The 22,989-nt window shown below is 59.8% G+C and carries 14 protein-coding genes and 1 pseudogene; 8 read left to right on the top strand and 7 right to left on the bottom strand.

What is annotated here, in order from left to right:
- Positions 1-373 precede the first annotated feature (373 nt).
- A complete protein-coding gene (locus ACXR0M_RS26385; protein ID WP_458834552.1) occupies positions 374-1,087 on the bottom strand; it encodes a FadR/GntR family transcriptional regulator in 714 nt (237 codons plus the stop codon).
- A 368-nt stretch (positions 1,088-1,455) separates the two neighbouring features.
- Here ACXR0M_RS26385 and ACXR0M_RS26380 point away from each other — a divergent pair, with 368 nt between their 5' ends.
- On the top strand, positions 1,456-2,802 hold the full coding sequence (locus ACXR0M_RS26380) for an MFS transporter (RefSeq protein WP_458834551.1): 1,347 nt from the start codon (positions 1,456-1,458) through the stop codon (positions 2,800-2,802).
- A gap of 25 nt (positions 2,803-2,827) precedes the next feature.
- Positions 2,828-4,171 (top strand): glucarate dehydratase, encoded by a 1,344-nt coding sequence (gene gudD, locus ACXR0M_RS26375; protein ID WP_458834550.1) that lies wholly within the window; start codon positions 2,828-2,830, stop codon positions 4,169-4,171.
- Between the two features lie 153 nt (positions 4,172-4,324).
- On the opposite strand, the gene ACXR0M_RS26370 is transcribed toward gudD, so the two are convergent.
- Positions 4,325-5,197 carry a LysR family transcriptional regulator gene (locus ACXR0M_RS26370; protein WP_458834549.1) on the bottom strand — a complete coding sequence of 291 codons (873 nt, stop codon included), beginning with the start codon at positions 5,195-5,197 and terminating at the stop codon, positions 4,325-4,327.
- Between the two features lie 160 nt (positions 5,198-5,357).
- Here ACXR0M_RS26370 and ampC point away from each other — a divergent pair, with 160 nt between their 5' ends.
- On the top strand, positions 5,358-6,524 hold the full coding sequence (gene ampC / locus ACXR0M_RS26365) for a class C beta-lactamase (RefSeq protein ID WP_458834548.1): 1,167 nt from the start codon (positions 5,358-5,360) through the stop codon (positions 6,522-6,524).
- Between the two features lie 110 nt (positions 6,525-6,634).
- Here the strand turns inward: ampC and ACXR0M_RS26360 are convergent, their stop codons facing one another.
- On the bottom strand, positions 6,635-7,198 hold the full coding sequence (locus ACXR0M_RS26360; RefSeq protein ID WP_458834547.1) for a DUF4174 domain-containing protein: 564 nt from the start codon (positions 7,196-7,198) through the stop codon (positions 6,635-6,637).
- Positions 7,199-7,405: 207 nt separating this feature from the next.
- Here ACXR0M_RS26360 and ACXR0M_RS26355 point away from each other — a divergent pair, with 207 nt between their 5' ends.
- A complete protein-coding gene (locus ACXR0M_RS26355) occupies positions 7,406-7,870 on the top strand; it encodes a GNAT family N-acetyltransferase (protein ID WP_458834546.1) in 465 nt (154 codons plus the stop codon).
- 111 nt (positions 7,871-7,981) lie between these two features.
- On the opposite strand, the gene ACXR0M_RS26350 is transcribed toward ACXR0M_RS26355, so the two are convergent.
- Together ACXR0M_RS26350 and ACXR0M_RS26345 are read right to left on the bottom strand one after the other, a co-directional pair.
- Positions 7,982-8,767 carry a sulfite exporter TauE/SafE family protein gene (locus tag ACXR0M_RS26350; protein ID WP_458834545.1) on the bottom strand — a complete coding sequence of 262 codons (786 nt, stop codon included), beginning with the start codon at positions 8,765-8,767 and terminating at the stop codon, positions 7,982-7,984.
- Between the two features lie 190 nt (positions 8,768-8,957).
- Positions 8,958-9,707 (bottom strand): hypothetical protein, encoded by a 750-nt coding sequence (locus ACXR0M_RS26345; RefSeq protein ID WP_458834544.1) that lies wholly within the window; start codon positions 9,705-9,707, stop codon positions 8,958-8,960.
- 357 nt (positions 9,708-10,064) lie between these two features.
- Here ACXR0M_RS26345 and ACXR0M_RS26340 point away from each other — a divergent pair, with 357 nt between their 5' ends.
- The 3 genes and pseudogenes from ACXR0M_RS26340 (at position 10,065) to ACXR0M_RS26330 (ending at position 12,700) form a co-directional block, all read left to right on the top strand.
- Positions 10,065-11,213 carry an aldose epimerase family protein gene (locus ACXR0M_RS26340; protein WP_458834543.1) on the top strand — a complete coding sequence of 383 codons (1,149 nt, stop codon included), beginning with the start codon at positions 10,065-10,067 and terminating at the stop codon, positions 11,211-11,213.
- Positions 11,214-11,379: 166 nt separating this feature from the next.
- Positions 11,380-12,201, top strand: a pseudogene (locus ACXR0M_RS26335) (aldo/keto reductase).
- Positions 12,202-12,229: 28 nt separating this feature from the next.
- Positions 12,230-12,700, top strand: coding sequence for a DUF1810 domain-containing protein (locus ACXR0M_RS26330; protein ID WP_458834542.1), 471 nt, complete (start codon positions 12,230-12,232; stop codon positions 12,698-12,700).
- On the opposite strand, the gene ACXR0M_RS26325 is transcribed toward ACXR0M_RS26330, so the two are convergent.
- Positions 12,665-15,025 carry a DNA polymerase II gene (locus ACXR0M_RS26325; RefSeq protein WP_458834541.1) on the bottom strand — a complete coding sequence of 787 codons (2,361 nt, stop codon included), beginning with the start codon at positions 15,023-15,025 and terminating at the stop codon, positions 12,665-12,667. The genes ACXR0M_RS26330 and ACXR0M_RS26325 overlap by 36 nt on opposite strands.
- A 179-nt stretch (positions 15,026-15,204) precedes the next feature.
- On the opposite strand from ACXR0M_RS26325, the gene ACXR0M_RS26320 reads away from it, so the two are divergent.
- On the top strand, positions 15,205-17,985 hold the full coding sequence (locus ACXR0M_RS26320) for an RHS repeat-associated core domain-containing protein (RefSeq protein WP_458834540.1): 2,781 nt from the start codon (positions 15,205-15,207) through the stop codon (positions 17,983-17,985).
- A 54-nt stretch (positions 17,986-18,039) separates the two neighbouring features.
- Here ACXR0M_RS26320 and ACXR0M_RS26315 read toward each other — a convergent pair whose 3' ends face one another.
- Entirely contained in the window at positions 18,040-22,935 is a 4,896-nt protein-coding gene (locus tag ACXR0M_RS26315) for an NEL-type E3 ubiquitin ligase domain-containing protein (RefSeq protein WP_458834539.1), read from the bottom strand.
- Between the last annotated feature and the right edge of the window lie 54 nt (positions 22,936-22,989).

The raw sequence follows: 22,989 nt of genomic DNA, 5'->3' as shown, positions 1-22,989 counted from the left end.
CCTGTGGGAGCGGGCTTGCCCGCGAAGAGGCCGGCATGCCCAACATCAATCCCCACCGACCGGTGACAAAAAAATCCGGCACCAAGGCTAAATCCAGTCAGTTAAGGCGAACGCTGTGCCTGTGGCGAGGGGATTTATCCCCGATGGGCTGCAAAGCAGTCCCTGCTCTTCAGGCAAAGAGCGGGGCCGCTTCGCGGCCCATCGGGGATAAATCCCCTCGCCACAGATACAGCGTTCACTCTTAATTGATTGGCATCAGGCCCAAAGCCGGGTTTTCACTACCTGCGATCATCCGACAACGGTGTCGGCTCATCCGCCGGTGGCACATCCTTGTCCGCTGCCCTTTCCAGCTCACCGGACAGACCAGCGGCCATCAGCCTTGAGCGACGAAGCGGTCGCGACTGTTGGTCAGGTGCAGCCACATGGCGGCGCGCGCCGCGTCCGGGTCCTGACGTTTGATCGCATTAAGGATCGCTTCATGCTCCAGATGCGCCAGTTGCCCCAGCTTGCTCAGATCTGCCGCACCGCGCTCGACCGCGTTGAGTCGCTGACGCGGAATCATTGCACTACCCAAATGCTGCATGATTTCGCTGAAGCAGACGTTGCCGGTGGCCTCGGCGATCAGCAGGTGAAAACGGCGGTCAGCCTCGACGCAGCTGTCGTTGCTGTCGAGCAGACGCTGATAATCATCCAGCGCCTGGCGCATCTGCTGCAATTGCTGCTCGCTGCGCCGTAGCGCGGCCAACGCGGCGGCCTGCGTCTCCAGGCCCATGCGCAATTCGAGAATGCTGCGCACACCGAGCGCGGTGTCGACATTCAGGCGCAAACCCTGCTCGGCTGCACGCTCGATGACAAAAGTACCGATGCCGTGCCGCGTCTCTACCAGCCCCGACGCCTGCAATTTGGAAAGCGCTTCGCGCACCACCGTGCGACTGACACCGTGTTCCTGAACGATGGCGTTCTCCGACGGCAGCTTGTCGCCGGGCGACAACTGGCCGAGCAGGATGCTCTGGCTGAGTTTCTCCACCAGATCATGCGCCAGGTTATGCGCACGTTTGCGGGCGGGGGCGTCGAGGTCTTCTTGCATGGTCGATTCCGGTGATCGGGGGCTTGTGGATCGTAGCATTGCGCCGTGGCTGGCGAGACTGATTTTAGCGCTGAAATCGCTTCCGACTTGTATGACAACACTCAATACAACAGAAAGCCCTCGTACAGTGCAGGCTCAATTCTGAGCCGAACCTCATCGTATTCCGTCGCAAGGCACTAGACAGCACCTGCATAAAAAACCCAACAAACAGGGAGAATTCGGATAAAAAGAAATAAAAAACCCAGCCTCCATACAAATTTAATCGCTTCTCACACTTGTAGGACAAAAAATCTCAGTTGTATGATGTCTATCAACAACGCAGCGCCCAGCCCTACCCCGCATAAAAATAATCAGTGGGAGAAAACCAAGTGAAAACCTCCGTCTCCGGGATGCACGAGGGCGTCGACTCGACACTCGCCTCAGCCATTTCGAAAGTGAAACGCCACGTCCTGCCGCTCTTCGTGATCATGTTCATCGTCAATTACATTGACCGGGTGAATATCGGTTTCGTCCGCACCCACATGGAACACGACCTGGGCATCGGCGCAGCCGCCTACGGCTTCGGCGCCGGTCTGTTCTTCATCGGCTACGCGCTGTTCGAAGTCCCGTCCAACATGCTTTTGCAGAAAGTCGGCGCGCGTATCTGGCTGACCCGCATCATGCTCACCTGGGGTCTGGTCGCCGCCGGCATGGCGTTCATCCAGAACGAAACGCACTTTTACATCCTGCGCTTCCTGCTCGGCGTGGCCGAGGCCGGGTTCTTTCCGGGGGTGATCTATTACTTCACCCGTTGGCTACCCGGCGCCGAACGTGGCAAGGCTATCGCGATCTTCCTCAGCGGTTCGGCCGTCGCCTCGCTGATCTCCGGCCCCCTGTCCGGCCTGCTCTTGCAGATAAACGGCCTGGGCATGCACGGCTGGCAATGGATGTACTTCATCGAGGGGATGTTCTCGGTCGGGCTCTGCGTGTTCGTCTGGTTCTGGCTCGACGCCAAACCACATGACGCAAAATGGCTGACCCGCGCCGAACAGGACGCGCTGGTCACGGCCATCGACGATGAACAGAAGGCCCGCGAAGCCGCGACGCCGATCCGGCCATCAATGGGCAAACTGCTCAAGGACCGGCAAATCATCCTGTTCTGCCTGATCTACTTCTTCATCCAGCTGACGATCTACGCCGCGACGTTCTGGCTGCCGAGCATCATCAAGAAAATGGGCGAGATGAGCGACTTCCAGGTCGGGCTGTTCAATTCGATTCCATGGTTGCTGTCGATCATCGGCATGTACACCTTCGCCGCCTTCTCGGCCAAGTGGAAACATCAGCAGGCATGGGTCGCCACTGCGTTGCTGATCGCAGCGGCGGGGATGTTCATGTCCACCACCGGCGGACCGATCTTTGCCTTCGTCGCAATCTGTTTTGCCGCGCTGGGCTTCAAATCCGCCTCGTCGCTGTTCTGGCCGATTCCGCAGGCATATCTGGACGCCCGAATCGCCGCCGCGGTGATCGCGCTGATCAACTCGGTAGGCAACCTCGGCGGCTTCGTCGCGCCGACCACCTTCGGCCTGCTCGAAGAACACACCGGCTCGATTCAGGGCGGCCTCTACGGTCTGGCCGCGACCTCGATCATCGCCGCGATCATCGTCTTCTTCGCACGCACCACGCCGAAACCCGCTACCGACATCGCCGTGGCCGACGCCGCGCCGAAACACGCCTGAAATCTGTCTTGCAAGGATAAAAATCATGACTGCACACGACACCGCCAAAGCGCCGATCATCACTGACATGCAGGTGATTCCGGTGGCCGGTCACGACGGCATGCTGCTCAATCTGAGCGGCGCCCACGGGCCGTTTTTCACCCGCAACATCGTCATCCTCAAGGACAACGCCGGCCACACCGGCGTCGGTGAAGTGCCCGGCGGCGAGCGCATCCGCCAGACGCTGGAAGACGCGCGCAGCCTGGTGCTCGGCAGCCCGATCGGCAACTATCAGAAGATCCTCAATCAGGTGCGCCAGACCTTCGCCGAGCGCGACGCCGGCGGTCGCGGCCTGCAGACGTTCGACCTGCGCATCACCATTCACGCGGTCACCGGGCTGGAAGCCGCCCTGCTTGATCTGCTCGGGCAACACCTCGACGTCCCGGTCGCGGCGCTGCTCGGCGAAGGCCAGCAACGCGATCAGGTAAAGATGCTCGGGTATCTGTTTTACGTCGGTGACCAGCGTGAAACCAGCCTTGCCTATCGCAGCGAACCGGACGCCGACAATGACTGGTTCCGCGTGCGTCACGAGAAAGCCCTGAGCGCCGAAGCGGTGGTACGCCTGGCCGAAGCGGCGCAGGCGAAATACGGTTTTCAGGATTTCAAACTCAAGGGCGGCGTGCTCAGCGGCGATGCGGAAATCGAGGCTGTCACCGCGCTAGCCGAACGCTTCCCCGAGGCGCGTATCACCCTCGATCCGAACGGCGCCTGGTCACTGAAAGAAGCGATTCGCCTGTGCCGCGACCAGCATCACGTACTGGCTTACGCCGAAGACCCGTGCGGCGCGGAAAACGGTTATTCCGGGCGCGAGGTCATGGCTGAATTCCGCCGTGCCACCGGACTGAAAACCGCCACCAACATGATCGCCACCGACTGGCGCGAGATGGGTCATGCGATTCAGTTGCAGTCGGTCGACATCCCCTTGGCCGACCCGCATTTCTGGACCATGCAGGGTTCGGTGCGGGTCGCGCAGTTGTGCAACGAATGGGGCCTGACCTGGGGCTCGCACTCCAACAACCACTTCGATATTTCCCTGGCGATGTTTACCCATGTCGCAGCGGCGGCACCCGGCGACATCACCGCCATCGACACCCACTGGATCTGGCAGGACGGCCAGCGCCTGACCAGGGCGCCACTGCAAATTGTCGACGGCTGTGTGCAAGTGCCGAACAAACCGGGGCTGGGCGTGGAACTGGACATGGACCAGGTGGCCAGGGCCCACGAACTGTACAAAGGCATGGGCCTCGGCGCGCGGGATGACAGCGTGGCGATGCAGTCTTTGATTCCGGGCTGGGCGTTCGATAACAAGCGGCCGTGTCTGGTGCGTTGATGTTCTGCTGATGCCGATGTCCTACTGGCGCGCTGCTGATGTTCTGCTGATGATGGACCTGTAGGAGCTGCCGCAGGCTGCGATCTTTTGATCTTGCTTTTAAAAACAAAATCAAAAGATCGCAGCCTGCGGCAGCTCCTACAGGGTTTTGGGTCAGGCGCAGATTTGCAGCAGCCAGTGTTTGAACGCCGTCATCGCCGCGGTTTCCGGGCGTGACTGCAGCCGCGTCAGCCAATAACTGCCCGTGGTGATGTCAATCGCAAACGGCTGGCAGATCACCTCCGCCGCCAGTTGCCGGGCGAACATCAACGGTGGTGCCAGCGCCACCCCGCTGCCCTGCAGCGCGGCCTCCATCATCGCCAGCGATGAGTCGAAGACGATGCTCTGCGGCGGCGCGGCGTGGGTCGCCAGGCCTGCAGCGTGAAACCATTCCGGCCATTCATCGGCGCGATAGGAACGCAGCAAACGCTGTTGCAGCAGATCCCCCGGCGTGTGCAGTTGCCGGGCAATTTCCGGCACGCACAACACCGACAGCGGTGCTTCGAGCAGCCGCGTCGCCTCGATCCCGTGCCATGCCCCGGCGCCAAATCGAATCGCATAATCCAGCCCTTCGGCAGCCACATCGACTCGGTTGTTGTGGGTCGACAGGCGCAAATCGATCAGCGGATACTTCGCCTGAAACGCCGCCATCCGCGGCAACAACCAGCCGACCGCGAAGGTCCCCACCGCCCCGACGGTCAAGGTTTCGCGGTACTGTCCACCGGCCAGGCGTTCGAGAATCTGCGCCATGTGATCAAACGAAGTGGTCAGCACCGGCAGCAGGGTTTCACCCTCGCCCGTCAGCATCAGTCCTCGCGGCAGGCGCTTGAACAGGGTGACGTTGAGTTGCGCCTCGAGGCTTTTCACCTGATGACTGACCGCCGCCTGGGTCACGCACAGCTCCACGGCGGCGCGGGTGAAGCTCAGGTGCCGCGCCGAGGCTTCGAAAGCGCGCAGTGCGTTGAGCGGCAATTGTGGTCGAATCATGCCAAGTCCCAAATTTTTCTAATGGCTCGTGCGAAATTTCATCGTTTGTCGATTGGCCACGCGCTGATTAAATTGGCGGCGCTGATCAGCCGCCCAACCAAGAAAACGCCCGCAGTGTAGCGGGATAACGCCATCAACACTCATGGAGAGTGGTTCACTCATGCCCTTCGTCAAATCGAGCAAAGTCATTTCCAGCAGCGCCTTCGGCCTGCTTTTCGGCGCCAGCGCCTGCATCGCCGCCACGCCCGGCGACGCGCAATTACAAACCGTGGTGAACAACGCCGTAACCCCGGTGATGCAGCAACAGCAGATCCCCGGCCTGGCGGTGGCGATCACGATTAATGGCAAAGCGCATTACTTTAACTACGGCGTCGCCGCAAAGAACACCGGGCAAGCAGTCAGCGAAAACACCCTGTTCGAAGTCGGTTCAGTGAGCAAAACCTTCGCCGCCACCTTGGCCGGCTATGCCCAGGCGACCGGCAAACTGAACCTCGCCGACAAGGCCAGCACGCTCTGGCCCGAGCTGCGCGGTAGCGCCTTCGACGGCATCAGCGTGCTGCAACTGGGCACCTACACTGCCGGCGGCCTGCCGCTGCAATTCCCTGACCAGTGGGACTCGGCGGACAAGATGCTCGGCTATTACCAACAATGGAAACCGCGCTTCCCGGCCGGCAGCCAGCGTCTGTATTCCAACCCGAGCCTGGGCCTGTTCGGCTACCTGGCGGCGAAAAGCATCGGCCAGCCCTACGACCAGGCGATGAGCGAAACCCTGCTGCCGAAACTCGGCCTGCACCACACCTATCTGTCGGTGCCCGCGTCTGAACAAAAGCTCTACGCCCAAGGCTATGACAAGAACGATAAACCCGTGCGCGTCAGCCCCGGCGCCCTCGATGCACAAGCCTACGGCGTGAAGACCAGCGCCGCCGACCTGCTGCATTACGTGCAGGCCAACCTGAAACCGCAGAACCTTGAAGCCTCGCTGCAACAGGCCATCGCCAACACTCACACCGGCTATTACAGCGTCGGCGACATGACTCAGGGTCTGGGCTGGGAAATGTACCGCTATCCGATCAGCCTCAAACGTCTGCTGGCCGGCAACAGCACGGAAATGGCGACGGAGCCGCACAAGGTCAAATGGCTGGCCACACCACAACCGGAAGCGGCCGATGTGCTTTACAACAAGACCGGCTCCACCAGCGGCTTCGGTGCGTATGTGGCGTTTGTGCCGTCGAAAGATATGGGCATCGTGATTCTGGCGAACAAGAATTATCCGAATGCCGAGCGGGTGAAGATTGTGCATGGGATCTTCGGTGCGTTGAGCCAGTGAAGAGCAAAAGATCGCAGCCTGCGGCAGCTCCTACACGAGTCCTATGCCAGCTGTGAATAAAAAATGGGCGACCTGCAGAGGTCGCCCATTTTTCGTTTCAGGTTGCAGGGTCAATCATCCGGCATTTCCGGTGGCTTGCTCGGTTTCGCCGGTTTGCTCGCCTTGGTGCCCTTCTCGCCTTTCTTGGTCGTCGGTTCAGCGGCTACGGGTGCTGCAACCGTTGGCGGCGCGATGTCTTTTTCGCTTGCCGGCAAGGCATCGACGGTGTCGAAGATCTTCTTCAGGTCCACGGATTTTGCTTCCTCGCCGGAGGCCGAGAGTTTGGTTTCGCCGTCCTTGCCCAGCAGGAACACTTTCGGATACGCCCCGGCGCCCAGCTTCAGCGAACGCAGCAAGGCCATGGTGTCCTGCTGGCCGAGGTCCTTGCCATCAAGCTGCCCGGCCATATTGAGAATGGTGTAGACCTTGATGTTGCGATCGGTGACGCCCTTCTTGTTCGCCGGATCTTCCAGCGACTTTTTCAGACTCACCCACACCGGGTCGACGGTGCTTTGTGCGATCACGATCAACGGTCGGGCCCGGCCCATGTCCCCTGCGATGGGCGAATCGCTGTCGGCGAATGAAGGGCCGGCAATCGCCAGCAAGAGTGTCAGGGTCAGTGACCTGATGAGCATGCGCATCTCCTTTTGATATCCACGCTCTAATGATTGCGCATCGTGGCGATTGTTCCGGGCCGGCCCGGCAAATATGTTTCGCCCTGTCAGAAGCTTAGGACAGCCGCGACATTGCGCAACCGCATCGGCGTGATCGTGACGCGGATTTGATTACCTTTTATGAGCGCATTAGGGTGGTCGTTCTGCCCACGAAATGGAGTTCACCCCATGCACATTGACTACTTGTGTGATCACCCGCATCTGATTGAGGAACTGGCCGCCCTTCACTTCGAGGAATGGGGCCGGTTTCGACCCGGGCAAACGGTCGAGGACCGCATTAAGCACATGCGCAAGTCCTGCAGCAAAGGTGCGATTCCCAGCGTGGTGGTAGCGCTCGAGGGTTCGCGCTTGCTCGGCGGCGCCATGCTGCTCGAAAACGATCTGAAACTGCGTCCCGACCTCACACCCTGGCTGGCCGGGGTGTATGTGAAAACGCAGGAGCGCGGCCGAGGGATTGCCTCGCAATTGGTCAATCGTGTGGCCGAAGAAGCGGCGGCGCTGGGTGTGCGTGAGTTGTATCTGTACACCGACGCTTCGCAAGCGCTTTACGCGCGCCAGGGTTGGCAGGTGGTCGAGGATTTGCTGTACGACGATCTGCCGGTGACAGTGATGAAGTTCGTCATCCAGCGTTGATTGAGGTGCCCTCTTATGGCGAGGGAGCAACGCTCATGCGCATCTCCCGCGGCTCGACGGTGATGGCCAGACGCTCGTTGCCATGCAGGGCGGTTTCGATCATGGCTTCGATCAGAACGCCAGCTTGTAGCCGATCAACAGCAACATCGTCGCCAGGCACGGGCGCAGCAGTTCGTCGGAGATGCGCCCGGTCAGGTGGCTGCCGAGCCAGATGCCCGGCAACGAGCCCAGCAGCAGGAAGCCCAGCACGTCCCAATCCATGTTGCCCATGCTCGCGTGGCCGAGGCCGGCGACCAGGGTCAGCGGTACGGCGTGGGCGATTTCGGTGCCGACCAGACGGCGGGTCGGCAGCAGCGGATAGAGGATGAACAACGCGACAGTGCCGAGGGCGCCGGCGCCGATCGAGGTCAGGGCGACCATCGTGCCGAGTATCAGGCCGGTGGTCACCGTCATCACGTTCAGGCGGGTGCCGCTCGGGTTGTAGTTGCCACCGGCGCGTTTGTGGGCGAATGCCAGCAAGCGTTTCTTGAACAGAATCGCCAGCGCCGTGGCGAACAGCACGAAGCCCAGGGCCTGCTTGATGATCGCGTTCATCGCCTCGGGCGCGGTGTGCAGGGTGCTGAGGAACCACAAGGTCATGGCCACGGCCGGCACACTGCCGAGGGTCAGCCAGCCGGTGATGGCCCAGTCGATGTTGTTGTTCTTTTTATGGACGAGCACGCCACTGGATTTGGTGATGGCCGCGTACAACAGGTCGGTGCCCACGGCGGTGGCCGGGTTGATGCCGAACCACAACAGGATCGGTGTCATCAGCGAACCGCCGCCGACGCCGGTCATGCCGACGATAAAACCTACCACCAGCCCGGCGATGACCAGGCCGAAATTTGCCAATTCCATTAACACGTCCAGAAAACGACAGGAAAAATCTGGCCCGCAGCATAGCGATTTTTCATATAACCACATATATCGATGCGGTCTATCGTTATTCCTACCCTGTAGGAGCTGCCGCAGGCTGCGATCTTTTGATTTTGTTTTTAAAAGCAAGATCAAAAGATCGCAGCCTGCGGCAGCTCCTACAGGGGTCGGTTTATTGGACCGGGAGGAAATTGAGGAACAGCAAGCTCTGCGCGTAATTCAGGCCGATGCGCCGGTAGCGCTCGTCGAGCATCTGCGACAGCAGGTCGAGCCGCGCGACGATCTTGCCGAACTCGGTGGCGAAACTGAGGTTGCTGCCCTCCTCGGAAATCTCGTTGGAAAACAGCAGCGGCTGGCCTTCCTTGTTCTGCCGCTGGGCGAGAATCCACGTGGCTTTCTCGATGTTGCGCGCGGCGTTGTGAACGAAGGTCGGGTTGATCGAATCGGTCATGTAAAACTCGACGCGATTGCCGTGGGCGGTGACCAGCATGCTGCCAATGGCGTAGATGAACGCGCCGACCCGGTCCCCGAGAAACTCCGGACTCATCGCATAACTGAGCGCCGCCAAGTCCTTGCGCCCACCGAGCACCGGCAATGGTTGCTGCTGCTCAACCGCAAGGCGCACCTGTTTCACGGCAGTGTTGATATCGAGAAAACCCGACTTGCGCAGCTCTTGCGGGTTGCGCAAATACAGCTTGCCCATTAACCGGTAAAGGCTGTTGAGGTTGTCACGCATCGCCAGCGTGGCCATGCGATCGACACTGGTCTGCAGAAATTCCTGCGGCTGCCCGTCACGCATCTGAGCGATGAAACCGTTGCCGCTCTGGTGGCTGCAACCGCCGAGCAGCAACGAGGACAGGCACGCCAGCATCAGGCATGGGCGACGAATAACAGCGGCGATCAGGGCACAAACTCTCGGCATGAATTCTCGAACGGGCACATTCCTGCGCGGCGGGCATCGCCGCGTCCTGGCCATGGATAGAGCCGGCAATTGCGAAAAAGTGCGGTGGCGGATGTCACCGGTTGATACGTGGTCGAGCAACGCCCGACAAAATAGTCAGTCTTTATTTTTGAAATAAACCATTAATCGGCTATAAATCTTCTCTTACAACACAAATAGATTGACTAGTTATGCGTAGGAGCTGCCGAAGGCTGCGATCTTTTGATCTTGCTTTTAAAGATCAAGATCAAAAGATCGTCCGAACGCGGCCCGAGCCTGCGGCAGCTCCTACACGTAATCGTGGTGTTTTCAAAACAACAACAAAAAGGAAGGTCAACCATGCTTCAATCACGTCACCTGCTCTCCGGCCTCGGACTGTCCCTGATGATCGCCACCCTTTCCGCCAACGCGGCGGGCCTGACTGCCGAACATAAAGCCTTCGGCAAAACCAACGACGGCACCCCCGTCGAGCAATACATCCTGCGCAACAGCCACGGCATGCAGGCGACGGTCATCACCTACGGCGCGACCCTGCAATCGCTGCTGGTCCCGGACAAACACGGCAAGGCTGCCGATGTGGTGCTGGGCTTCGACGATGTCCAGGGCTACCAGAAAGGCACGGCGTATTTCGGCGCGACCATCGGCCGCTTCGGCAATCGCCTGGCCGACGGCGCCTTCGAACTCGACGGCAAGCGTTATCAGGTGCCGCAGAACGACAAGTCCAACGCCCTGCATGGCGGCCCGCAGGGTTTCGACAAAAAAGTCTGGAAAGCCGAACCGCTCAAGGACAAGGACTCGGTCGGCGTGACCCTGACCTACCTGTCGGCGGACGGTGAGATGGGCTTCCCCGGCAATCTCACCACGCAGGTGACCTATCGCCTGACCGACAGCAACGAGCTGCGCATCGACTACAAGGCCAACACCGATAAACCGACGGTCCTGAACCTGACCAACCACAGCTACTTCAACCTCGCCGGCGCCGGCAATGGCGACATCCTCAAGCAGGTCGCCACCCTCAACGCCAGCCATTACACCCCGGTCACCGAAAAACTGATTCCCACTGGCGAACTCGCCCCCGTGGCCGGCACACCGATGGACTTCACCAAACCCACCGCCATCGGTACGCACATCAAGGCCGATCACCCACAACTGAAATTCGCCGAAGCGAAACAGGGCGGCTTCGATTTCAATTGGGTGCTGGATACTCAAGGTGATGTGAAAAAAGTCGCCGCCGAAGTCAGTGACCCGCAATCCGGGCGGCACCTGCAGCTGTTCACCAGCGAGCCGGGCGTGCAGTTCTACACCAGCAACTTCCTCGACGGCACGGTCAAGGGCAAGGCTGGCAAGGTCTATCCGCACTGGGGCGCGTTTACCCTGGAGACGCAGCACTATCCGGATGCACCGAATCAGCCGGACTTCCCGAGCACGCGGCTGGATCCGGGGCAGACTTATACGCACAGTGTGGTGCTGAAATTTTCTGCCAAATAAAAGCTGAAGATCAAAAGATCGCAGCCTGCGGCAGCTCCGACATTGGGATTGTGTTTCCCCTGTAGGGGCTGCCGCAGGCTGCGATCTTTTGCTTTTGATCCCCCATGGAACCCCTGCGCTATCCTGCTGCCCACTAAGGTATCGACCATCAGCACAGGAGGTTTGAATGCGTACCCTTGAACTGGCAGGCGTGCAGGTTCCGGTGATTGGCCAGGGCACGTGGCACATGGGCGAAGATCGCGCGGCGCACCAACGTGAAGTGGCGGCGCTGCGCCAAGGCATCGAACTGGGCATGACCCTGATCGACACTGCAGAAATGTACGCCGAGGGCGGTGCCGAAACGGTGGTCGGCGAAGCCATCGCCGGCCTGCGCGATCAGGTATTTCTGGTGAGCAAGGTCTATCCACACAACGCCAGCCGCAAAGGCATCCCGCAAGCCTGCGAACGCAGCCTGCGTCGGCTCGGCACCGATTACATCGACCTCTATCTGCTGCACTGGCGCGGCCAGTATCCGCTGGAAGAAACCGTCGAGGCCTTCGAACGCCTGCGCGAGGACGGCAAGATCGGTCGTTGGGGCGTGTCGAATTTCGATGTCGATGACCTCGAAGAACTGTCCTCCTCGGCCTGTGCCACCGATCAGGTGCTGTACAACCTCGAAGAGCGCGGCATCGAGTTCGATCTGCTGCCATGGAGCCAACAGCAGCGTATGCCGTTAATGGCGTACTGCCCGATCGGCCAGGGCGGCGCGATGCTGGCTGAACCGGTGCTGAAGCAGATTGCCGCTCGTCACAACGCGACCCCGGCGCAGGTTTCGCTGGCGTGAATTCTGCGGCAGGATGGTGTCATTGCGATTCCCAAGGCTGTGCGACCGGAACACGTGCAACTCAACGCACAAGCGGCGCAGCTGCAACTGGAAGCCGGGGATCTGGCGGCGCTGGACCAGGTATTCAAGGCGCCACAACGCAAGCAGCGGCTGGCGATGGTTTGAGTCGCCCGCCGCTGGCGAGGGCTTCGTCATGAGAAGCACTGATCAGCACGACCCGTTCAACCTGCAGCGTTTCATCCAGGCTCAGGACCCGGTGTTCGAGCGGGTGCAGCGCGAGCTGAATGAGGGGCGCAAGCGCAGCCACTGGATGTGGTTTGTGTTCCCGCAGTTCGCCGGGCTGGGTGGCAGCGAGATGTCGCAGCGCTTCGCCATCCAGTCCGCCGAGGAAGCGCAGGCGTATCTGGCCCACGACCTGCTCGGCGCGCGATTGCGCACCTGCACCCAGTTGGTGCTGAACATCCGCCAGCGCTCGATAGCGGAGATTTTCGGCCATCCCGATGACCTGAAATTCCATTCGTCGATGACCCTGTTCGCGCAGTTCAGCGCCGAAGACTGCCCGTTCGATCAGGCACTCGAACGCTACTTCCACGGCATCCGCGACGAATGGACCCTGCAACTGCTGGACTCAAAACAGGCCCAGTTGCCCGCCGATCAGGGTTGAGAAATCGTCGTCGACAAACGGCAGGATCGCGTCCGCCACCGGTTGCAGCTGGCGGGTGATGTAATGGTCGTAGTCGATCGCGGCGCGGCGCACTTCCAGCGGTTCCGGCCCGGCCAGGGTGATCACGTAACTGATCCAGCCGCCGTTCTGGTATTGCCGTGGGCGACCGTGCTGCGCGTTGTAATCGTCGGCCAGCCGCGCCGCTCGCACATGCGGCGGCACGTTGCGTTCGTAGTCGTCGAGGGTGCGGCGCAGGCGCTTGCGGTAGACCAGGCGCTCATCGAATTCGCCGGCGAGGGTCTTGCGCACGTAGTCGCGCACGTAATCCTGATACGGCTTGCGCTGGAAGATCCGTTCGTACAGCTCCTGCTGAAACTGCCGCGCCAGCAGCGACCAGTCGGTGCGCACGGTTTCCAGGCCCTTGTAGACCATTTCCTCGCTGCCGTCGGCACGGGTCACCAGACCGGCATAGCGCTTCTTGCTGCCCTCTTCCGCACCGCGAATGGTCGGCATCAGAAAGCGTTTGTAGTGGGTTTCGTACTGCAATTCGAGAGCACTTTGCAGACCGTACTCCTCACGCACGTGCTCGCGCCACCAGTCGTTGACGTGCCTGACCAGTGCCTGGCCGATCTGCGCGGCTTCCTCCTGCCCGTGCGGGCGACGCAGCCAGACAAAGGTCGAGTCGGTGTCGCCATAGATCACCGCGTGGCCCTGCGCTTCGATGAGCTGGCGTGTACGCAGCATGATCTCGTGGCCGCGCAGGGTGATTGACGACGCCAGGCGCGTATCGAAAAACCGGCAACCGCTGGACCCGAGCACGCCGTAGAAGGCGTTCATGATGATCTTCAGCGCCTGCGACAGCGGTGCATTGTGCTCGCGCTTGGCGGTCTCGCGACCTTCGGCAACCCGCGCGACAATCGACGGCAGGCAATGCCGGGTGCGCGAGAATCGTGCGCCGCGAAAGCCCGGCACCGAATCGGCATTGTCGGGGTGCTGCAAGCCTTCGATCAGCCCCACCGGGTCGATCAGAAAGGTGCGGATGATCGACGGATACAGACTCTTGTAATCCAGCACCAGCACCGACTCGTACAGTCCCGGCTGCGAATCCATGACGAAACCGCCGGGGCTGGCCTGGGGCGGATTGGTCCCCAGATTCGGCGCGACGAACCCCTGACGGTGCATCAGCGGCATATACAAATGAGTGAACGCCGCCACCGAGCCGCCGCTGCGATCCGCCGGCAGGCCGGTGACGCTGGCACGCTCGAGCAAAAACGTCAGCAGCTCGGTCTTTTCGAAAATCCGCGTGACCAGTTCGCAGTCCTTGAGGTTGTACTTGGCCAGCGCCGGTTTGTCCTCGGCGAACATGCGGTTGATTTCGTCCATGCGCTGATACGGGTTGTCGATCGCCTTGCCCTCGCCGAGCAGGGTCTGGGCGACGTTTTCCAGACTGAACGAAGGAAAACTCCACGTCGCCGAGCGCAGCGATTCGATGCCATCGATGATCAGCCGCCCCGCCGCCGAGGCGAAGAAATGCGTGCGGCTGCCGTGTTCGCGCCACTGCATTTCCTCGCCGCCACGGCCGATTTTCAGCGGTACACCGAGGCGCCGCGCGTGTTCGTGAAGAATGCGCAAGTCGAACTGCACGACGTTCCAGCCGATGATTGCATCGGGGTCGTGGCGAGCGAACCAATCGTTGAGTTTCTTCAGGATCAGCGTGCGCGAATCGCAGTACTCCAGATCGAAGTCGACGATGCTCGCGTCACCATTGGGCGCGCCGAGCATGTACACCTGGCGCTGGCCGCAGCCTTCTAGGGCAATCGAATACAGCTCGCCGGTTTCGGTGGTTTCGATGTCCAGCGACACCAGGCGCAACCTGGGGCGGTACCTGGGATCCGGTTTGAGCTGGGCGTTGAGCAGCACGCCATCAGCATCGGCACTGCCGCCGAACAGCACCGGCGCGGTGATGAAACGCTCCATCAGGTAGCGCTCCGGCGGACGCACATCAGCTTCGTAAACGTCGACCCCGACGCGGTTGAGCGCGGTTTCCAGGCGCAGCAACTGGCCGTGTTGCTGGCAATACAGCCCAAGCACCGGACGATGTGCGAAATCCTGCAGGGCCAGCGGGCGCAGCTCGACGTTCTTTTCATCGTGCAGCAGGCGCTCGGCCGCTTCGCGCTGTTCAGCGGGGATAAACGCCACCGAGGTCTGCGGCGCCAGACGCACACGGCGCGGCCCGGCGTCGGTCGCCAGCCAGAACTCGACTTCGGTGCCGGCCGGGGTATCGCGCCAATGCCGGGTCAGGACGAAGCCCTGCTGTAAATCCACCACTGCAACCTCAGGAGTTTAATCAGCGGGCATTCTACTCGGCATTGAGCGATTCGGTGGGGATGGCAAACGTCGGGGATGATCGGGCGACGCTGTCAGAGTTGACAGGTTACACGCACGCCGCGCCCTGTTAGTTTCGTCTTTGCCACCAGCGCTGCTGCGCGTCGAGGATAAGGGACATGGAACCATCCCTGCATCACAGAACCCCTTCGGTCGATGTGTTTGATGGCCGCGGCCTGTCCATTCGGCAGGTGGCTTACTTGCGCAATGTGGCTTCGGCGCCTGTGCAGCCACTGATCACGCGCCAATTTCACGATGTTGCCGGCCGGCCAGTAGAGCAATGGGATCCACGCCTCTTCGGCACCGCGCGAAAAGCCAATTTGACGACGACGTACGGGCTGACCGGACAAACGCTGTTTCTCGACAGCGCAGACGCCGGCTGGCGCTTGAGCTTGCCTGGGCTGGCTGCCGAGGTCGTGCGGCGCTGGGATGAGCGAGGAAATCGCTGGAGCAACCGCTACGACAATCAACTGCGTTTGCGGGGTATCAGCCTGAACGAAGGCCCTGAAACAGAAGCCATGATCTTTGGCCCGGCCGATGCTGATCCCGCCCACAACCTGCGCGGTCAATTGCTGCGCAAAACCGATGCATCGGGCGCTCTGGAATACAGCTCGTTCAGCCTGAATGCCTTGCCCTTTGAAGAGACCCGCACGCTGTTCGATGGCGCTGCCTACACCACGCAATGGCGTTACGCGGCCAACGGTATGGCGTTGAGCCAGACGGATGCGGCCGGGCACCAACAACTTTCCCGCTATGACGTCGCCGGCCAACTGCAGCAGCTGACCCTGAAAATCAATGGCGACAGCGCCGAAAAAGCCATTCTCAAACACGCCCGATACAACGCCGAAGGCCAGAAAATCGAGCAGACACTGGGCAACGATGTGCTCTGCAGCTGGAGCTACGATCCCGCCGACGGACGCCTGAACGGTATCAAGGCCGGCGTACCCGGCCAGGCCCTGCGACAAAATCTGCAATACCGGTATGACAAGGTCGGTAACGTCGTGAGTCTTGAAGATCTGACTTTCAACCCGGTGTACTTTGCCAATCAGCTGATCGATGGCAAACGTTTCTTCAGTCACGACTCGCTGTACCGTCTGATCCGCGCCACCGGACACGACGCCGCCCCCGTGGCCGAGATTCCCGGACGCCCGCTGCCGAGCGATCCCGGCCATATTCTCAACTACACCCAGACTTATGAATACGACTCAGGCGGCAACCTGATCAAACTGGTGCACTCCCGAGCAGTCGGCGGTTATACCCGGCAGATGTCGATTGACCCCGATAGCAACCGGGGTGTGCGCTGGAACGAGGGAGATGCACCGCCGGATTTCACCAGACTGTTCGATGCTCACGGCAATCTGCAAACCTTGCAACCGGGCCAGGACCTGCAATGGAACGTCCTTGATGAACTGGCCGCAGTGCCCTTGATCGAACGCAAATCCGCCCTGCCCGATCAGGAAAACTACCGCTACAGCGGTGGCGTCCGGGTTTACAAACACCATGAGACTCAGGGCTCGACAACGACGCATTTTCATCAGGCCCGTTACCTGCCAGGCCTCGAAATACGTACCCGCGAAACCGGCGAAGCATTGCACGTGATCACATTTCCGGCATTGATCGGCAACGTCCGCTGTCTGCACTGGCTCAGCGGACGCCCCGGTGAAATCCTCAATGATCAACTGCGTTACTGCCTTGAAGACAGCCAGAGCTCCAGCCTGATCGAACTCGACCAGGACGCTGCGCTGATCAGTCAGGAAGACCACTATCCGTTCGGCGGCACCGCCTGGTTGGTGGCGCGTTCGGCGCTGGAAGCGAGCTATAAAACGATACGTTATTCGGGCAAGGAGCAGGACGACACCGGACTTTATTACTACGGTCGACGTTATTACGCACCGTGGTTGCAGCGCTGGATCAGCGCCGATCCGGCGGGGGCGGTGGATGGGTTGAATCTGTATGCGATGGTTGGGAATAACCCGATCAGTTTCGTCGATACCAACGGACTTGTGCGCGGAAAAGATCGGCAGCAGACGTACAAATATGGGGAACGCTTCATCAGAAAAGTCGGTGACAGAACGGGGGAAATTTTGAGAACGCCTCATGCGAATCTCGATTTTGGCGCAAACGCAAGAGACACCCAACTTGTCGCTCACGCCGGAGCAGCACTTCACCCGTCCGATGGCGAACATTCAACAGTCGTGCAGGCGACCGATTTTTTCAATATTCCCCGTGAAGGCGGAACGTCAAGGTTCGGCAAACCGTTCAAGGTTCGTCTGACGCCAGAAAATCATGGGGCAGTGGTCAGTAGAGACTACGATCCCAATCTGCCGAAAGAAAATCTGGTCGCTGGAGGCGTAATCAAGATTACCGATCCGGCGAAATTTCTCGAGTACATGAGTGAAAGGTATATCCAGCGATTTAACGATCCGGTCTATCCGGTCAAGCTTTATGAAGGTGAAAGTGTCACTCCAGTGGCGCTGTCAGGTCTCGAGAGAGAGGTACCTCCCATCCACTCGATCATTCAGGAAAACATCAAGTCGCATATCTCCGCATCGGGTGGTTATTTACCCCAATCGGCCGGATTGCCGGGGGCCCACGCCGAGGTCCAGGCCGCCAGTTTCATGCTTTATCAACAGCAAACCCGAACGGGCGCAAACAATCCGGCGCTCATTGAAGTGGTGACTCAGAAGTTACAACATAAAAACTATGCACAAGCTTTTCCGGCCTGCTACAACTGCCGCGGCACGCTGGTGGAGACTTATGAGAGCAGTCAGACGGCCTTCTATGTCCCAACCGGAGAAACAGAAACGGACGCGGCGAAATGGGCAACAGTAACCGATAGCAAAGAGACTCCCAACCGTGCTGGACCGGCCCCGAGCTTCGGACGAAATCGCCGGTACTGAACCACAATGAGATCGGCGTGATGGTTCAGACCATGCCGATCTCATGCAATCGACTTACGTGGCGTTCGCCAAAGCGGCAAGGGTCAATGTTTTCAGGGGAGCCCTGCGCTCTTCGGCCAACCCGACAAGCTCGCGCTCGTAAACGCTGGAAGTGATGCTGCCCGACAAATACCGATCAAGCAGCGCCTCAGCCTTGATGTTGTACTCCTGGGAATTGCGCGCAAACGCCTGCGCGTGCCTGCCCTTCAGGTACTTGCGCCAGAAGCGCTGCCCGATCATGCGCTCGGCCAGCCCGTCACCCGCCTCGATGGCCAGCACCGATTGACCCGCCGCCTCGATCTGCGCCTCGCTGACCTCGGCCAGATCGCGAAACAACATGCCCCGCGACTGCCACGGCAATTCCAGGCGCTCGGCAAGCCCGGTCTGAAACGCCAGATAGACCTCCACTTCATCGATGCTGCCCGTCAACTCTCCGTCCTCATCGATCGCAATAAAGGTCTCACCTGCCTGCAAGCGTTCCTGAATGGTGGCACGGGCAATTTCATTGACCTGATCCAGGCGTGACTTGCCTTTGGCCAGTTGCAACAGACTCGCTTCGAGTTGTTCAGGACTGGAGGATTGCCAGGCTTCGTGCACCAGCACCTTGATCCCCATCTCATTGAAGATCTGCGCCCCGGCGTCGGCACAGGAATCAGGATTGCTTGCCATGCGAAACAACTCCTCACGCAATGGCGTGTCCTGCATCGCCGCATCGAGCATTCGCCACACCCGTTCGGTGAGCCCTGCGCGACTGCTCTCATCGGCGTAATCGGCTGACTCGGTGAGTTTCTCCAGCACTTCAAAAAAACCTTGCGAATCCGGCTCTCGCTCCAGCTCATCCCAGCGCGTCTGCTTGTGCTGGCGGGATTCATCGGTCAGCCCCTCGAGCCAACGCACGCTGGTCTGCTCGCCTTTGGGCGGGTAACTGCGTGCAGGGTCGTAGCCGACCGAGCGCATGCTGGCATGCAATTGCTCACGACCTTGATCGGACAGGTGCTCACGACTTAAACGGGTTCGGGCGATCAGCCGTGCCTGCTCGGACCCTGGGGTCACCGACGGCACCTGTTCGATCGGATTGCCTTGCAGATTCAGCTCAAACGCCCGTGGACGTGGCACGGCGAACAGGCCGGTCGGCCATTCGCCGAGGCCGGTGTCATGCAGATCGAGCACTTGAAGGTCAACCATCGCACTGACATCCGGCGCCAGCCCCAGCGCCGGGTTGCCGCCCAGACTCAAGGTCTGCAAGCGGGTCAGGCGACTGAGTTCCAGGACGTCTGTGGCACTCAGCGTCAGTTGATTATTGGTCAGCGTCAGTGTCTCCAGCGCACGCAGACCGTGTGGCGGCGACGGAAAGACAGCAAGCGAATTTTCGCTGAGATCCAGCACCTTCAATTTCGGAAAATAGCCGAGAAATACACCGATATCGGTACGCAATTCCACATGACGAAACTGCAGCGTGCTGACGTGAGGAAATTCAACCTCCAGCGGCGGCAGATACTCGAGAAAATCACTGGTCCAGTGGAAATCCAGATCCAGTGTGTAACCGTCCGCACCCACCGTTTCGCCCGCCCTCCAGCATTGCTTGAGGGCCTTGGCGAAGCGTCGTTTGTGATAACGCTGATCCATCGGCAGTAACTCGCCACGCTCGACATAAACCCAGTCGTCAAGGGCCTCTTTGAGTTTGCTGAACGTCAGTTGCCGCTGCTGAATCAGCCGTAGCGCTTCTTCAGGTGTACCGGATGCCTGCACAAATGCCTGGAAGTTATCCGCTGTGGCTTGTGGGTACAGGGTTTTGTAGCGACTCTCCAGACTCTCCTCGCCACCCGAGCCGGCCAGGTGTTCCTCGATCAGCACGTAACCTGGCTGCACCGGGCTGTCGATCGCCGTTCGAACCGATGCCTCCTGCAGCACACCGCGCAGCTCGGCCCGACTGATTGAAAGTGACTGCAGACGGGAACGCAGTCGCGGTCCTTCACCGATGCCCAGGCCAAGACTCTGGCGTTCGGTATCCGGCAATGCCTGCAATACAGCGTTGTAGAAATCAGCCGCGCCGTGCAATTCATGGCCTTGCGCGTCATAAGCCAGGAATCTTTCCTGGAGCGTGCGCACCAGCACTTTACGCAGCGGTGCCGATGGCGTCCCGACGCTGTCGATCAGCGGGCCGTTGAACGCCTGATTGTGTATTTCCAGACGTACTCCGGAGGACCAGCCCGGCAGGTTTTCCAGGCTGTGAAAGGCCAATCGATAGCTGTCGAGATTGGCATCGTTCGGCAGGTAAAGTCCTTCCACCGCACGGGTAATGCGCCACTCGTGCAGCGCTTCACGGGCGGCCTGTTTCAACCGCAGCGACAATTGTCCCTGCTCGCTGGCCAACTGTTGTTCCGCCGGCAAGATGTTCAGCAGGACTTCATTGGCAAGTTCACCGGGCAATTGCGCAAACTCCTTGCGCAGCAACAGGCTTTCAGCAGACGTCGCAGGCGGTCGCTCGCGTAATTTGGCCCAGTCCTCGATCAACGCCATTCTTTGCGTTTTCGCTGCCGTCACCATCAGTGCGCGCAGTCTGGCGGCGCGCACATTGAGCGCGACGACGCCAAGACCAAACTCTTCATCCAGCAAGGACTTGATATCGCCCTCGCTCAACTGCGACAGCACTGTGCGCGCCAGGTCGAAACCGCTGCCCTCGCGCCGCAGACTGATGGGTGTATTTTCCGCCGATGATGACGAGCGCCAGAGTACGCTGCCTTGATCGTCCAGCCATTGCAGCGCAAGTTTTTTCGGCCATTTCGGCTGCTCAGCGAGTAATTGCAGTTGCAACTGCACATCGGCCTGACCGTGGATCTGCAACGAATCGCTACTCAGTTGGGCGATAAATGTTTCAATCGCCTGATCAGCAGCGAACCGCTGCAGCGTTGCGACCAGCATGGCGGGCGGCGGCTCCTGCTCAACGTGGAGCCGGCGCAATGCGCCCTCCTCCACACCGCTGACGATACGAATCTGCTCCAGAACCGCGTCGGAGAAACCGTCGACCTGATGCCCGAGCCGGCGCATCAGTCGACTGCCCTGCCAGGTCTGGGGACGCTCGGCCTCGTGCACCCAGGCCCCGGCCCCGTTATGCGCCAGTCGCGGCGCGTAGGCATCGTCCCGGGAAGGATGGTGGATACGATACTCATCGGATCCAGAGTCAGCTCGGACGACAAAATGCTTGCCCTCCAGCGGCAAGACCTCCTCGCCGGCATGGTGGTACAGGCCGCTGGCATCCGGCCGGGCAGACTCGCCCAGGGACATGGGTTGCGCATAGCGCTGAAGATCGGTGTCCCATAAACGCGAGCGTCCGTCGCTCATTTCGACGACTTTCATCTGATCGATGAAGGGCGAAGGCTTCAGCGGCAACACGGCGCCCAGCACCTTGCCGCCTGTCACCAACAGCCCCAACTGAATCAGGCTTTCAACGACTTCGAACAACTGCCCGGCAGCTTCCGTGCGCCGCCCCTCCGCCCATTCGATAACTCCCTCGAACGTTTCATCGAGCAATTGCCAGGCGGTATAGGCCAGCAACAATTCGCCCAGAAACGGCACGAACGGTGTCGCCACGAATGCGGCCACTTCGAGCACGGCCAGGGCAACGTTTACAAAGCTGTCCCAACGAGCCCAGCGCGACTTGGCATCCTCATCGTTAGTGGGCACCGCTCGAGCTCTGGCATCGGCGAACAATCTATCCAGTTTTCGCTGAAACTCATGTCGCCAGAATTTTTCCCGTATCCGCGCGTAGCCGAACCTCAGATCAGGGCGAAGCACGGGTTCGGGTCGCCACGCAGGCAATGTCTGACCAGCAACCGAGGGATGCCATTGCAGCCTGGACAGGCGATCATTGAGTTGGAAAAAGAACGAACCACGCTGTTGGTGAGGGACAAACCGACTGAAAAACCGTTGATACTCAGGCGACCGCAATTGCTCTGTCAGTACAGCAACGAAGTGCGCAGAAGACGCATATTGTTTCACCGGGTGATCGGGATCGTGAGGCACCAAGGCGATCACCGGAACAACCGACTCGCTGCTCTCAAGATCGGCAGACACCATCACAATGCCGCTCAACTCGACATCCATCATCGTCAAGGTGTGACAGTGAACTGTCTGCCCGCGCCAGGTCAGCCGGTTCTTACTCTTCACCAGGCTCAGCAGCATGCGATGAGCGTCCGGATCGATATCCCGCTTCATCAACGCGAGGTGGCAGCCAACCGTCAGATCGTTTTTTGCACCGGACTCGATCTTGTATTCCAGCCATGTCCGGGCTACGGGATTGGTCAGATCGAAAAAATCATCGAGATATTTCTGGTACTGCGCGCCGACGTCCAGTTCACGACACAACGCGGTGAAATCGCTGACTGAAACCTTTGCCTTGATCGGCACAATCTCGAAGTGGCCGATCTTGTCCGGGAGGGTAATAAAGTCGCTTGCCGCATCAAAGTAAGCCGCTTGGGTTTCTTTCAATTCGAAATTCTGCAGGCACGCATCCAGCAACGACAAGGTTCGTGTTCTGGAACCGCTGATGAGTCCGCTCTCACGGTGCAGTTGCAGACAGGTTCGGCGCACATCAACGGTAACGCCATACCGCTCCAGTAGTGCAGCGCGCAGCAGCCCTTCGGCAAATATATCGACTTGCGTGAGTTGACCGAAGATCTTCTCGACGGCCTGACGAGACTCCCAGCTCGCGCTGATGGCCCGTTTCGTTTCCGAGCGCAGCTTGGTCGAGGCGCGATGAAACCAGGCAAGTTCCTGCCCGGCTGACTGCCTTATGGCCTCACGATGAACAGCGGAAGAACTCAACAACCAATCGGGAACAGTGCTGGCAATAAAGTTGAGCGCAGTATTGGGTCTCAAGCGGGGGGCTATTGACGGTGCTGGTTCAGACATAAACAACATTTTCATCCATGAAAAAAAGGTGTTCGAGTCTAGTCAATTCATCGT

The organism is Pseudomonas sp. Eth.TT006, from assembly GCF_054456575.1.
The sequence above is the reverse complement of the archived record's forward strand: the minus strand, read 5'-3'. Positions and strand labels throughout refer to the sequence as shown.

Bases quoted from the DNA above. Each gene is read 5' to 3' on its own strand.
- ACXR0M_RS26355 (WP_458834546.1), top strand. From the start codon at position 7,406: ATGCACATTGACTACTTGTGTGATCACCCGCATCTGATTGAGGAACTG.
- ACXR0M_RS26370 (WP_458834549.1), bottom strand. From the start codon at position 5,197: ATGATTCGACCACAATTGCCGCTCAACGCACTGCGCGCTTTCGAAGCC.
- gudD (WP_458834550.1), top strand. From the start codon at position 2,828: ATGACTGCACACGACACCGCCAAAGCGCCGATCATCACTGACATGCAG.
- ACXR0M_RS26340 (WP_458834543.1), top strand. From the start codon at position 10,065: ATGCTTCAATCACGTCACCTGCTCTCCGGCCTCGGACTGTCCCTGATG.
- ACXR0M_RS26330 (WP_458834542.1), top strand. From the start codon at position 12,230: ATGAGAAGCACTGATCAGCACGACCCGTTCAACCTGCAGCGTTTCATC.
- ACXR0M_RS26320 (WP_458834540.1), top strand. From the start codon at position 15,205: ATGGAACCATCCCTGCATCACAGAACCCCTTCGGTCGATGTGTTTGAT.
- ACXR0M_RS26385 (WP_458834552.1), bottom strand. From the start codon at position 1,087: ATGCAAGAAGACCTCGACGCCCCCGCCCGCAAACGTGCGCATAACCTG.
- ACXR0M_RS26360 (WP_458834547.1), bottom strand. From the start codon at position 7,198: ATGCTCATCAGGTCACTGACCCTGACACTCTTGCTGGCGATTGCCGGC.
- ACXR0M_RS26315 (WP_458834539.1), bottom strand. From the start codon at position 22,935: ATGTCTGAACCAGCACCGTCAATAGCCCCCCGCTTGAGACCCAATACT.
- ACXR0M_RS26345 (WP_458834544.1), bottom strand. From the start codon at position 9,707: ATGCCGAGAGTTTGTGCCCTGATCGCCGCTGTTATTCGTCGCCCATGC.
- ACXR0M_RS26350 (WP_458834545.1), bottom strand. From the start codon at position 8,767: ATGGAATTGGCAAATTTCGGCCTGGTCATCGCCGGGCTGGTGGTAGGT.
- ampC (WP_458834548.1), top strand. From the start codon at position 5,358: ATGCCCTTCGTCAAATCGAGCAAAGTCATTTCCAGCAGCGCCTTCGGC.